Origin of the sequence: Bacillus sp. cl96, assembly GCF_900100505.1 — a bacterium.
Taxonomy (GTDB): domain Bacteria; phylum Bacillota; class Bacilli; order Bacillales; family Bacillaceae_G; genus Bacillus_A; species Bacillus_A cereus.
On sequence record NZ_FNDM01000026.1, the window covers coordinates 1 to 13,034 of the forward strand.

Consider the following 13,034-nt stretch of genomic DNA (forward strand, 5'->3'; position numbering starts at 1 on the left):
CATTCTATAAGGGAAGGAACAGTTTCAGCATCCCTTATTATGGGGAAATTAGGTTCTTATTCAAGACAAAACAGCTTGGCTACAGCCTTACGTGAGATGGGCCGAATAGAAAAAACGATCTTTATTTTGAATTATATTTCGGATGAATCATTAAGAAGAAAAATACAAAAAGGATTGAATAAAGGAGAAGCCATAAATGGACTGGCAAGAGCTATTTTCTTCGGAAAACAAGGAGAGCTTAGGGAACGAACCATGCAGCATCAATTGCAAAGAGCCAGTGCTTTAAACATCATTATCAATGCCATCAGTATCTGGAATACTTTACATCTAACAAAGGCAGTTGAATATCAAAAACGGTCAGGTAGTTTTAATGAAGAATTATTGCACCATATGTCACCTCTAGGTTGGGAACATATTAATTTACTTGGAGAATACCATTTTAATTCGGAGAAAATGGTCTCGTTAGATTCTTTAAGACCCTTGAAACTTTCTTAACGTTGTTAAAACTGGGGGAATAGTCGGGGAAATGGGCTTAGCGTTGTAAATCCGCATTTTCCTGACTGTACCCCAAATAAGAACAATTAAGCGATTGATGGGAATGAATAAATAAATCTTATTCAACCAAAGGGTGCTTTACTTGAGAAGGTCACTAGAAGAGTCAAATGATAACTATGAACTGCCCCAATTGCTAGGTTTTGTTTAACAATTGGGGCAGTTCATTTATAGCGCATAGGTAATCAGCTTTTTGTTAATCATGAGGTAGATATTTTTATCTAAAAACCCAACAATGGAAATATATTACAGCTTATGCCCCGTTTTTACACGTATCTCGGCTGAACCCCATCAACCTCTAAATTAATAACTACGCCAAAAGCTGATTTTCTTTAAGATAAGGAAATCAGCTTTTTCTTTGTAAAATATTTTTTAATACAGGAAAACCGGATTTTTATTTTCCATAAAATTTATTAACGTGGGTTTTATGTCATTTGGTTGGCGGGACCCCTTAGAGTAGGAAATTCGGCTCATTTTATGTCGAAATTTACTTAGCGTATATTTTCGTTAATTATCTTAACTAGTCGTTACGTATGACTTTACAGCATTCGATGCAAAGTTATCGGTTTTTTGTATGCAAATTTATGGATTAAGTCATACAATTACGCACTATTTTTAATGAATCGATATTTACTTGTTTCTTCAACTAAGTTCGTCCGAATCTTTTTCTACAAAATCACTAAAGTCATCTCCCCAATCACAGATGGCTGTTACAACATTCTCTAGTTGATGACCAATTTCACTAAGTTCATACTCAACCTTAGGAGGCACTACGGGGTATACACATCGAGTAATTATTTTATCGTCTTCTAATTCTCTTAATTGTCTAATCAACATACGTTGATTAACTTCAGGCAGCTTTTTTTGTATTTCACTTAATCTTAATGGCGAACGTTGTAACAAACACCATATAATTGCTATTTTCCAACGCCCTCCTATCACAGATAAAGCTAAATCTTTTCCAGTGAAAAATTCCTTGTCCTTATAATGAATAACCATAATTTTTGACCTTCCTCTCGCGAAAAAAATGTTTATAGTGACAAATTTGTCAGTATTGTAATTAAAATTATAAAGTGTAATCTTAGTGGTGTAAACAATAAAAAAAGAAAGTAGGGATTCAATTGAAAAGTAGAGCTGCTGTTGCATTTAAGCCAGGGGAGCCACTTCAAATCGTAGAAATCGATGTAGAAGAGCCAAAAGCAAAAGAGGTATTAGTAAAAATACTATATACTTCTGTCTGTCATACAGATGCTTTTACATTATCAGGTGACGACCCAGAAGGAGTATTTCCTGCTGTATTAGGCCATGAAGGTGCTGGTGTTGTCGTTTCAGTAGGTGATGAAGTTACTTCAGTAAAACCTGGGGATCATGTTATTCCACTATATACACCTGAATGTGGAGAATGTAAATTCTGTCGTTCTGGTAAAACAAACCTATGTAGTGCTGTACGAGAAACACAAGGTAAAGGTTTAATGCCTGATGGAACAACTCGCTTCTCTTATAATGGAGAGCCCCTTTATCATTACATGGGAACTAGTACATTCAGTGAATATACAGTTGTTAATGAGATTAACTTAGCGAAAATCGATGAAAACGCTCCGTTAGATAAAGTTGCTTTATTAGGATGTGGTGTGACTACAGGTATTGGTGCTGTACACAACACTGCAAAAGTTGAAGAAGGAGCTGTAACAGCTGTATTTGGTTTAGGAGCGATTGGATTAGCAGCTATTCAAGGATTGGTTCAAGCAAAAGCAAGCCGAATTATTGCAGTTGACCTGAATCCCCAAAAATGGGAACTCGCTAAAAAAATGGGAGCGACTGATTTTGTGAATCCTGCAGATTATGATCGCCCAATTCAAGAAGTTATAGTCGAAATGACAGATGGTGGCGTGGATTATAGCTTCGAATGTATTGGTAATGTTGAAGTAATGAAATCCGCTCTTGAAGCATGTCATAAAGGTTGGGGCGAAAGTATTATTATCGGAGTAGCTGGTGCTGGTAAAGAAATCCATACTCGTCCATTCCAATTAGTAACGGGCCGAGTATGGCGTGGATCAGCCTTTGGTGGAGTTAAAGGAAGATCTGAACTTCCAGAAATGGTCGAAGATTATATGCATGGTGATATTGATTTAGATTCATTTATTACTCATCATTTAGAATTTAAAGACATCAATGCGGCATTTGACTTATTACACAAAGGTGAATCCATTCGTACGATTTTAACTTACGGAGAGTGAGATAATGAGTCTTAAATGTATTGAACAACATCGTTCTTTCGAAGGAGAGCAACGTAAGTATAGCCATTATTCCGAAGTCTTGCAATGTGATATGAAATTTAGTATCTACTTACCATCAAATAAAGAAAAGAAAAAAATTCCACTTATATGGTGGTTATCTGGTTTAACTTGTACAGATGATAATTTTAGTCAAAAAAGTGGATTTCAACGTTTGGCTGAAAAACATCAAGTTGCAGTGATTATGCCAGATACTTCACCACGTGGAGAATACGTTTCTGATGTTGCAGCATGGGATCTTGGACAAGGGGCAGGTTTTTATTTAAATGCTACCCAGGATCCTTGGGCACAGCATTATAAAATGTATTCGTATATCGTAGATGAATTAACATCCATTGCTTCGACTATAGTACCTAATTTTTCAGGTGAAGAAAGCATAATGGGGCATTCAATGGGAGGACATGGGGCTTTAGTGATCGGTTTGAAAAATGCTAAGAGATTCAAAGCGGTTTCTGCTTTTTCTCCAATCTTAACTCCTAGTCAAGTACCATGGGGAATAAATGCTTTCACCTCTTATTTAGGTGAAGACAAAGATTCTTGGAAAGAATGGGATGCTTCAGAATTAATTAAAGAAGCTACTATTCCACCAATTCTTATTATGCAAGGTAGTCAAGACGAGTTTTATCCGAAACAATTGGAAGAACATATTTTCTTAGAGAACGCTCAAAAAAATAGTCAAATGGTAACTTATAAAAAAATGGAGGGCTATGATCATAGCTACTTCTTTATTTCCACTTTCTTAAATGAGCATTTCTCTTTCCATATGAAGTATTTAAGATGATTCTTATTTACAACAATACCCACTTCCAATGGCATATGAAGTATTTAAGTTTACAGCAAAATATAGTAACAAAAGTATCCGCATGTAGAGATGTGGGTGCTTTTGATTGTTATATTTTGTCATATTATATAGTTTGTAAAAACAAATAAATTGGGAGGAAGAGTTCATGTGGATTAAAAAAATGTTATTTAATTACCGTGTTAAACCATCCTTATTAAAATCTCGTTATGAGATTGAAAAGGAAAATCGACAAGTTGACTTATTTGAAAGTTCAACTGAAACGTCTAAACCGTTTTCGATAAGAGATACAAGATCATATATTCAGCCTAATACTAAAACATTAGAAGACATGATTAATTACTTAGCAGCTATTCGTGAAATCCCTTCTCTTTCCGTGGATAAGAATAAAATGCTTTGGCCATTAATATCCAAATGCTAAATTCAAAAAAATAATGGTTATAATTTTAGCTATTTCTATATCAAATATTTGAGTTGATGGGAGGTACAGTTTGTATGGAAATGAAAAAAATGTTAAACAATGACCGTATTAAACCATATTTATTAAAAGCACGTTTTGGAGTTGAAAAAGAAAGTCAACGAGTTGACCTATCAGGAAGTTTAGCTAAAACGGAACATCCCAAAAGTATTTCAGTAAGAGATGAACATCCTTATATTCAGCGAGATTTCTCTGAAACACAAATGGAATTAATCACACCAGTTACTGAGACACTAGGAGATTTATTTAATTATTTAGCAGCTATCCATGATGTTGCCTATCGTTCTATGGGAAATAACGAAATGCTTTGGCCATTAAGCATGCCACCACAGTTGCCCGAAAAAGAAGAAGATATTGTTATTGCGAAACTTAATAATCATGAAAATGTTTTATATCGTCGATATTTATCTAATTCTTATGGTCGACGAAAACAAATGATTAGTGGTATTCATTACAATTTTGAATTTAGCGATAATTTGATTCAGGCATTATTTGAATTACAATCAGAAATAAAAGATTATCATCAATTTAAAACAGAAATTTATCTGAAAGTCACAAGGAATTATTTACACTATCGATGGTTAATAACTTATTTCTTCGGTGCTTCTCCTAGTAGTGAAAAGAATTTCTTTGAAATAAATCCTTTAAATGACGCCGTAAGAAGCATTAGAAATAGTAAATATGGTTATAGTAATGAAAATGATGTTCAAGTATCCTATAGTAGTTTACAGAACTATATATCTGATCTTTCTTCGCTGGTAAGTAAAGGGGTTTTATTAGAAGAAAAAGAATTTTATGCATCTGTCCGTTTAAGGGGCGGTCCTCAAGTTTCAGATTTAAAAAATCATGGGATTCGTTATATTGAATTAAGAAACCTAGATTTAAATCCTTTTGAAACATATGGAATTAGCCATGAACAAGCAGAATTTCTACATCTTTTCCTCATCTATTTACTCTGGATTGATCAAGACGATAATAATGATGAATGGGTAAAAATCGGTGATTTTCAAAATAATTTAGTGGCTCTTGAACATCCGTTAGAACATACGCAATTTAAAACAGATGCTGAGCGTATTATTGATGAGATGGAACATTTAACAGGGCTGTTAGACATAACTGTTTCGAATACCTTATTTGTTAACTTGAGAGAAATGCTAACAGATCCAAGTAAGACTTTAGCTGGAAGACTTTATAAAGAGATTATAAAAAGTAGTCAAAGTCAGGTAGCTTCCCGTATTGCTAAAGAAAATTATAAAAAAGCATGGGATAAACCATATCAACTATCAGGATTTACTGACATGGAGTTGTCTACACAAATTTTAATGTTTGATGCTATTCAACAAGGATTACAAGTAGACGTTTTAGATCGACAAGATCAATTTTTAAAACTACAGTTAGGAAATCATGTTGAATATGTGAAAAATGGGAATATGACAAGTAAAGATAGTTATATATCACCATTAATTATGGAAAATAAAACAGTAACAAAGAAAATTCTTCAACAGCATGGATTTCGTGTACCAATAGGTGAGGAATTTAGTGATATAGAAAAAGCCTTACGTTCCTATGATATATTTGCAGGAAAGCCTTTTGTCGTTAAACCAAAAACAACAAATTATGGTTTAGGAATATCTATCTTTAAAGAAAACGGAGCAAGTTACGAAGACTATCAAAAAGCACTCACAATAGCATTTAAAGAGGACTCATCAGTATTAATAGAAGAATTTATTAATGGAACAGAATATCGATTTTTTGTGCTAGATGGCAAAGTTTCTGCCGTTTTATTACGAATTCCTGCCAATGTTATAGGAGACGGTTCACATACGATTGAAGAGTTAGTCGCTCAAAAGAACCTGAATTCATTAAGAGGAATGGACCATAGAACACCTTTAGAAAATATACAATTAGGTGAATTAGAGGTCCTAATGCTTAAAGCTCAAGGGTATCGAAAAGATTCTATTCCAACAAGTGATGAAATTGTTTTTCTGCGAGAAAATTCTAATGTCAGTACAGGTGGAGACTCAATTGATATGACAGATCAAATTCCCGATGATTATAAGAAAATTGCCGTAGATGCTGTGTCGGCACTTGGAGCAAATATTAGTGGTATTGATTTGATTATTGAAAATACAGAAGTTCCTGCAGCTAATAAAAATGCTTATGGAATTATTGAGGCAAACTTTAATCCATCGATGTATATGCATATATATCCGTATAAAGGCAAATCCAGACGTTTGACCATCTGTATATTACATTATTTATTCCCTGAACTACCAAAAAAATAATTTAGAAGTCTTCGAGATGTTAGAGGGATTAGTATAAAAATTGTAAATGATGTAACAAGAGGAGACATTACTTTTTAATTAATTGGGATCTCTCAGAGGTCCCAATTTAAATTATTATTTTAGAAACAGGCGTATGAGAAATGGGTTATTGGAATGCAAGTTTGAATAAGATAAAATAGGGGGAATATCAGAGGGAAATTTAGAAAGGTATTTTGACTTATTTGGTCAATCAAGAGCAAGTCAAAAAGGGATACAGACGAGATATACATGTTATCTATACTTAGGAGTAAAAACCTTAATTTAATAAGAGTTTTACATTGAATACATGTAAACAATTTGTTTGACAACGATCCTTGCAACATCGAAGTCTACAACCGTTCGTTGCCCTCAAGGTAACGGACGCGCCTTAAGGAGCTCTTAAGAGACACGGTTTATCCAAGCAAGGTTATTCGATACCTTCTCATTGCACTACCTTGAATACATTAAATACATAATTTACTTAGTTAAGATATCAAGTAGTTAACGTAGCTTATCACTCAATTCTTCTTCTTAGAATACTTTAAATATTCCTGATTTTCATAGTAGATAATACACGTACCTTGGCTGTACTCCAACGTAATAGTTGATATAAAACTTACGTTAAGCAAATTTCCACGAAATTTTCACTATTTGATTCTTTAAAAAAAGTAGTAAACTAAGTAATCGGTTCCTTAACGTACAGGAATCAGTTTAAATGTGTCTAAATTTTGTCTAAATGTACAATTTTCTTTTTTGGGTATGGTGACCCCTTATTGCTCCACCAGGTATAGAAAATCCAGAGTGGGAACCTATTAGAAAGTTTATTTATAACGACAGTACATGCAAAAAGAAAAAATCATTTAAACATTTTTTACATTATCTTCACGCGAATGGGGCAGATTCTGACTATCTTAATCCACACTATTCACAACAATATATTCAAGGAGAAGAAGAGTTTGTAACCAATTATATATATTTAGAGAATTTCTCTAATGAAATCTCAAAAATAGAAAACAAATATAACTTACAGACTATCCCACTAGACACATTAACGAGATCATGGCATCATCAGGCGCCTAAGATGATTCATAAGGGAAACTACGCTGAAGCTGACATTACAGATCCATCTTTCCCTCGGCTGCCGACATATCAGAGCTTTTATGATACGGAGGCTATAAAATTAGTTACAGATATATTTAATGAAGATTTTGAAGCGTATCATTATCTTAAAATGGATATTTCTACAATATGAATCAGTTTCAGAGTACTTAAATAATAGTCTTATTTTTAATATGGAAAACACCGTGAACACTATTATGGTGTTTTTTTGGGTTTAACACTATATTTTTAACTTTATATAATCCATATACCTTCAAGATAAGATGTATTTGTAAAATAATGTATGATTATGACCCATTTCTACAAGTATCTCGGCTGAACCCCTCTAGGTTTTTCTGTGCATCCTTTATATATTAAAGAGCCGATTTACTCTTAGCGGGGTAAATTCTGGCTCTTTTCTTATATATATTCTCTTAGCGTGGTTTTTTTCCGAAATGCTGGCGGTACCCCCGTTAGAAAAAGAATCGAAAATAAGCATTGAAAGAATAAAAAGAAAATAGAGATAGGAAATGTCATTAATCCCTTCGGGAAAAATATCCATAATGCTGGCCACTCATAATTTTGTATGGGTGGCTATTTTTATTGTAAATCAATAACATTGACGTTCGTAACTTACGGTTAGAAATAAAGAAAGATTGCTCAATTTGAAAAAAACTATTGAAATGTGCGATATCGCATGTTAAGATAATTATAGAAAGTGCGATATCGCACATTAATGTAAAGGAGATGTTGACCATGAGATTTTTTCAGAGTGTCGCTACCGTAGAAGAATTGAAAAGAGAGTACAAGAAATTAGCTAAGAAATATCATCCGGATTTGGGTGGGAGCCATCAAGAGTTTATTAATTTGAAAAAAGAATATGATGATTTATTTGAACAATTAAATGGTGGCAAGGGAAATAATAAAGCATATCAAGATATCATCGATAAACTGATTCAATATGATTTAGAAATTGAGATCATTGGTACCTGGATTTGGATAACAGGGAATACATACTCATTGAAAAAAGAATTGAAAGATTTAGGTTTTAAATGGGCATCCAGGAAAAAAGCTTGGTTTTGGTATGAAGGAGAGTATAAGAAGTTTCATAAAAAAGAATTTTCTCTTGATGAAATTCGCTCTATGCATGAAGTGAAACGGATTAAAAAAGTAAAGCCAAAGCTTGAGGTTTAAGGGGTTCTCCCCTTAAATCTTATAATAGGAGGATGCCAAGTGTATATAAGTGCAAATTTTGATAAATTCAAACACATTTATGATATAAAACGTTTAAAGCAGTATAGTGACATGTGTGAACGGGATATAAAAAGATTAGAAGAAATAATTGAGAAATTGAAAGAATACCAAATGGGGATTTTTGAACATGCTCAAACTGTCATGAATACAGAGTTTACAAAAACAGTTAGGATTACAAGAAGTAGTAGAGGTTATTCAAATAGTAGAGTAATGTATCATGTACAGTTAATCTTACATCCAATTGTTTCAAAGGAATGGATTGAAAATGAAAAGATTTATGGTTCATATGAACATGAAAAAACATTTTCGGGTAGAGAACGACATTCAGCTTTAAAATATGCTTCTGAACTGGCCCGGAAATATAATTGTGAAATTGAAAGGAAGGGTTTTAATGCAGGCAAAATTTAGATTGCCGGATGATCTTTGGGAGAAGTTTAATGAAAAGACAACTGAACCGGCAGAAGAGTTAAGACAATTTGTTGTAGATTATATAAATGGAAAAAATGCGTTAGATGATGTTATGGGAGTAGAGGAAGCGGCGGAAAAATGGGATTTATCCGCCGGATATATTAAAAATTTATGTTCAAGAAAAGAGATAATGGCTAAAAAAATAGGTAAGACATGGATTATTTTAAAATCACAAGAACGCCCAAATAAGAGGGGGAATTAATATGGATGCTGTACATTTTGAAGTGTTAGAAAACTACGGATCACCTACAGTATATTTTTGTGAACATGAAATGAAACATAGTTGTTTAGTAGCAATTCCATCCTGGAACTGGAGTTTTCTTATGGATTATTCAATTCATTTTAAAGATGAAAAGCCACAGTTGATGAAAGCGTTAGAAAAGCATGTTTCACAATATAATTTGGAAAATACAGTTGATGCCTTTTATGATTTTGTTTTCTCTAAATCGTAAAAAACATGAAATGTATTATCTGATTTGATGTAAATTTAGCTAAAAGAAAAAATAAAAGAGAAAGATGTTTCCACGCCTGGCAGCATAAGAAAACACCTTCCTCTTACATGAAAATATAATCTTAGAAAGGATGAATGACGATGAAACACCCAATGGTTAAAATTACACCTTCTGAATCTATTTTAGCACAATCTAAATTTAAGGAGAAAGCCCTGGAGAGAATTTTTAATCTTATATCTACTAATTATAAAAGGGTAAATGCTTATTTTGGCATTGAGCAAAATGTTTCAGATCAAATTTGGTTTTATGGGTTCTATGGATTAGCTATCATAATACTTCTTTACATATGTATGATTGTGGGTTCATTCTATAGTATTTAATGAGAGTTTTAATTGATTTGTTACGTATTTATATAATGTTTTAGCCCCTTGGCGTGCGCTCCAAGGGGCTAATTTTCGAGAACTCTTATTTATGAGTATATCAATGAAATACTGGAGTATATGACTAAAATATTTTATAACAATTAAATGATGATTTCAATTACTTATTTTTTCCTCGTTAATAAGTGTCTAGATACACCTCGTTTTTATATCCAAAAATCATTTTCATCTACATGTTTTCCTAACTTTTTTAACCCTTTGATTATTTGAGTTATCGTTGAAAATTTAGGTCTATATCTTTTGTCATTACAAAGTTTAGAAATAGTACCAGTACTTAATTTAGATGTTCTTTCTAGTTCGATTTGTGCTATTCCATTTCGATCAAGAAAACGGCCAAATTTTGTGCGTTTTTTCCCCAGCCCGTACACTTGTATCACCTCATAAACATCTTGGCCTATTTCTCATTTTTTTAAACTCAGGAAAAAATTTTATAACTAAGAAAAAAAATAAGAAAATGTACAAGCTGTACGCAATATGATGTACCAAAGTAACTATCAAAGTATTTATAAAGGTACTTATTAAAGTTACCCTATCATGGTTTTTGGTTCATAAATCCATTTGTAATCAGTAGTTTGAAATTTGTTTATAAAGGAGGATAAAGTATGAGCAGCAGGATGAGAGTTGAAGAAACTTGTGAGTATTGTAAATGTCTTTTATCAGATTGGTTGTTTTGGAGATGGGAAGGAAAGAAGTATTGTTCGGAATATTGCGTAGAATGCGATAAATAGTAAAGGGGACAGGGTTATGTTTATAAGAAAACAAGTAATTCCATTATGCTCTTTTGTAGATGGATCGTATAAGAATAGTAAACGACAAGTAAAAAAATACAATTTAATAAGTCCATTGGCTTTTCTTCATATGTCAGATCAAATGATAGGTACCTATATTGCAGTTGGGGCAATAGGTAGTGTATTGATCGGTGCAGTTTTATTGGAGAAGTACCTGGTACGAAAAGATTATATAACTAAAGCTAAATTTATCAGTGATGTGATTTTTCATGGAACCCGTATAAGTGGAATTTGTTTAATTGGTTATTTGCTTATTAGAACAATAATAATGTTTTAGGAGGACTATATGGGGATTATAAAAGACTGGATATATAAACGAAGTTTGAAGAATCAGCTTATAGAGGTATTTGATAAGAGTGGTTTATATATTGAGCATCAAACACGAGGGGGAAAGCTTATTATATATCCTCAAATCCATGATGTTATTTGTTCAAATGAAAAGACAAGGTATGTATTTACAATTCCAAATGGATTAGACCCAGCGATGATTAAGAAAAAGTGGTTTTGTTTTCAGCAAGTATTTGGGGCAAATACTGAGATTGAAGGTAATATTAAAAGGTTTGTATTGAATGTATTTCATACAAAAACAGGAATGCAGCCATATAATTATAGTTATAAAATGTGGGAGCCACTATTAAAAAAATATAGTATTCCTATAGTGGTAGGACGCGATCAATCGGGAAACCTGGTTGTATATGATATGGCGGGCGCGAATACACCTCATCTTTTAATTGCAGGGGAAACGGGAAGCGGGAAGAGCAGTATGGTGCGTGTCGTTTTATCTACGCTCATACATTATATGTCTCCTGATAAATTACATTTGTACTTAGGGGATTTAAAGAACTCTGAATTTCATTTCTTGCGAAGAGTGAAGCATGTAAAACAAGTTTGTATGGAAGAAGTTGAAATGGATATTATGATTCAAAAAGTTTGGAAGGAGATAAGAGAAAGAAGAAAGATCATGGAAGAATACGAAGTTGATCATATCGATGAGTATAATAGGTTGTCTCCTGGTAATCAAAAGCCATATATACTAATTGGAATTGATGAAGTGGCTATGTTACAAAATCAAAAGGATTGTATGAATACAATTGAAAAGATAGCAGCTGTCGGACGATCACTAGGAGTGTTTCTTTTGTTAAGTATGCAGAGGCCAGATGCAAAAGTATTAGATGGTAAATTGAAGCTAAATATGACGGTTAGAGCGGGGTTTAAATGTGCGGATTCAATTAACAGTAATATTATGGGGACACCTGGATCAGAGCAATTAGAACAATCTGGCCAATTAATTTTAAAATTAAACGGATTAAAGAAAGTGCAAGCTCCCTATTTGGAATTGAGTAAGGCGAAATTAATCGTTGAACCGTATCGGGTTTCTAAGGAGAATATGAAGCTTCAAGAGCCTTCACAAAAAGAGACTCCTATATTCGGGGTGTTAAATTATGAAGATTAGAGATAGGGCAATTTTAAATGATTTACAACGATTTAGATGTATGTCCAGGGATGATATTATTGATTTGCATTTTCAAGGTATAAAAAACGGTGTGACTTGCTGTAATACAGTAATGAAGCGTTTAAGAAGGGATGGTTATGTAGATGTGAATGTGTCACAACAGCCGTACATATACTTCCCACAGCACAACACTATTCGAAAAACGAGTCAAAAGTTGTCGCACTTCTTAGGTATTGTAGATATTTACAAACAGCTTGCTTACTATGAAAAGCCAAAAATATTTGAAGTGGAGCCGAAATACGGAAAAAATTTTATGGAACCAGATGCTTTTGCAATATGGCATAGAGCCCCTTTCTTTATTGAATTTCAAAATTCAGTTTACAGTAATAAAGTTATGGAAAAGAAAATAGGAAGGTATGAAATGTATTTTCATAGTGATGAATGGAAAAAACAATCGTGGCAGCCTAAAAATACAAAAATTTTCCCATCGATATTGCTTGTAACCAATAAACAATATCACATTTCAAGCGAGAACTTTCGTATTTTTCAAATTGATTCTATTATTAATTTTTATAATCAAATGCAACTAAATGAACCTAAAAGAAACATCAAGATTCAAGTTGGTTCAAAAGTGATGTCTAAATAGTTTATATTG

The 13,034-nt window shown here is 33.0% G+C and carries 15 protein-coding genes and 1 pseudogene; 14 read left to right on the plus strand and 2 right to left on the minus strand.

Going from position 1 to position 13,034, the window contains the following annotated elements:
• A partial coding sequence (locus tag BLT20_RS28585; protein WP_141770001.1) for a Tn3 family transposase occupies window positions 1-495 on the plus strand: 495 nt, incomplete at its 5' end.
• Between the two features lie 699 nt (window positions 496-1,194).
• On the opposite strand, the gene BLT20_RS28590 is transcribed toward BLT20_RS28585, so the two are convergent.
• Window positions 1,195-1,551 carry a winged helix-turn-helix transcriptional regulator gene (locus tag BLT20_RS28590; protein WP_000234699.1) on the minus strand — a complete coding sequence of 119 codons (357 nt, stop codon included), beginning with the start codon at window positions 1,549-1,551 and terminating at the stop codon, window positions 1,195-1,197.
• Between the two features lie 122 nt (window positions 1,552-1,673).
• Between BLT20_RS28590 and BLT20_RS28595 the strand changes: the two genes are divergently transcribed.
• The 10 genes and pseudogenes from BLT20_RS28595 to BLT20_RS28640 all read left to right on the plus strand — a co-directional run bounded on the left by BLT20_RS28595 (window position 1,674) and on the right by BLT20_RS28640 (window position 10,078).
• A complete protein-coding gene (locus BLT20_RS28595) occupies window positions 1,674-2,789 on the plus strand; it encodes an S-(hydroxymethyl)glutathione dehydrogenase/class III alcohol dehydrogenase (protein WP_000842153.1) in 1,116 nt (371 codons plus the stop codon).
• A 4-nt stretch (window positions 2,790-2,793) separates the two neighbouring features.
• Window positions 2,794-3,627, plus strand: a complete 834-nt coding sequence (gene fghA / locus BLT20_RS28600; RefSeq protein WP_000053341.1) for an S-formylglutathione hydrolase — start codon at window positions 2,794-2,796, stop codon at window positions 3,625-3,627.
• Between the two features lie 166 nt (window positions 3,628-3,793).
• On the plus strand, window positions 3,794-4,066 hold the full coding sequence (locus BLT20_RS28605) for a hypothetical protein (protein WP_000264853.1): 273 nt from the start codon (window positions 3,794-3,796) through the stop codon (window positions 4,064-4,066).
• 74 nt (window positions 4,067-4,140) lie between these two features.
• Entirely contained in the window at window positions 4,141-6,408 is a 2,268-nt protein-coding gene (gene gshAB / locus BLT20_RS28610) for a bifunctional glutamate--cysteine ligase GshA/glutathione synthetase GshB (RefSeq protein WP_000425291.1), read from the plus strand.
• A gap of 787 nt (window positions 6,409-7,195) precedes the next feature.
• A pseudogene (locus tag BLT20_RS31215) lies at window positions 7,196-7,678 on the plus strand (RNA methyltransferase); the annotation flags it as partial.
• Between the two features lie 602 nt (window positions 7,679-8,280).
• Window positions 8,281-8,718, plus strand: a complete 438-nt coding sequence (locus BLT20_RS28620; protein ID WP_061685308.1) for a J domain-containing protein — start codon at window positions 8,281-8,283, stop codon at window positions 8,716-8,718.
• A gap of 39 nt (window positions 8,719-8,757) precedes the next feature.
• Window positions 8,758-9,186, plus strand: a complete 429-nt coding sequence (locus BLT20_RS28625; RefSeq protein ID WP_061685307.1) for a hypothetical protein — start codon at window positions 8,758-8,760, stop codon at window positions 9,184-9,186.
• A complete protein-coding gene (locus BLT20_RS28630; protein WP_061685306.1) occupies window positions 9,170-9,448 on the plus strand; it encodes a helix-turn-helix domain-containing protein in 279 nt (92 codons plus the stop codon). Before BLT20_RS28625 ends, BLT20_RS28630 begins: the two co-directional genes overlap by 17 nt.
• Before the next feature lies 1 nt (window position 9,449).
• Window positions 9,450-9,698 carry a YueH family protein gene (locus BLT20_RS28635; protein WP_061685305.1) on the plus strand — a complete coding sequence of 83 codons (249 nt, stop codon included), beginning with the start codon at window positions 9,450-9,452 and terminating at the stop codon, window positions 9,696-9,698.
• Window positions 9,699-9,838: 140 nt separating this feature from the next.
• Window positions 9,839-10,078, plus strand: coding sequence for a DUF3961 domain-containing protein (locus tag BLT20_RS28640; RefSeq protein WP_061685304.1), 240 nt, complete (start codon window positions 9,839-9,841; stop codon window positions 10,076-10,078).
• 206 nt (window positions 10,079-10,284) lie between these two features.
• Here the strand turns inward: BLT20_RS28640 and BLT20_RS28645 are convergent, their stop codons facing one another.
• Window positions 10,285-10,506, minus strand: a complete 222-nt coding sequence (locus BLT20_RS28645; RefSeq protein ID WP_061112665.1) for a helix-turn-helix domain-containing protein — start codon at window positions 10,504-10,506, stop codon at window positions 10,285-10,287.
• A gap of 376 nt (window positions 10,507-10,882) precedes the next feature.
• Here BLT20_RS28645 and BLT20_RS28650 point away from each other — a divergent pair, with 376 nt between their 5' ends.
• From BLT20_RS28650 to BLT20_RS28660, 3 genes are read left to right on the plus strand one after another with little or no spacing between them, the layout of a single operon-like run.
• Window positions 10,883-11,203, plus strand: coding sequence for a hypothetical protein (locus tag BLT20_RS28650; protein WP_061685303.1), 321 nt, complete (start codon window positions 10,883-10,885; stop codon window positions 11,201-11,203).
• A 9-nt stretch (window positions 11,204-11,212) separates the two neighbouring features.
• A complete protein-coding gene (locus BLT20_RS28655; RefSeq protein WP_061685302.1) occupies window positions 11,213-12,379 on the plus strand; it encodes an FtsK/SpoIIIE domain-containing protein in 1,167 nt (388 codons plus the stop codon).
• Window positions 12,369-13,025, plus strand: coding sequence for a replication-relaxation family protein (locus BLT20_RS28660; RefSeq protein WP_061685301.1), 657 nt, complete (start codon window positions 12,369-12,371; stop codon window positions 13,023-13,025). Before BLT20_RS28655 ends, BLT20_RS28660 begins: the two co-directional genes overlap by 11 nt.
• The last annotated feature ends 9 nt before the right edge of the window (window positions 13,026-13,034 follow it).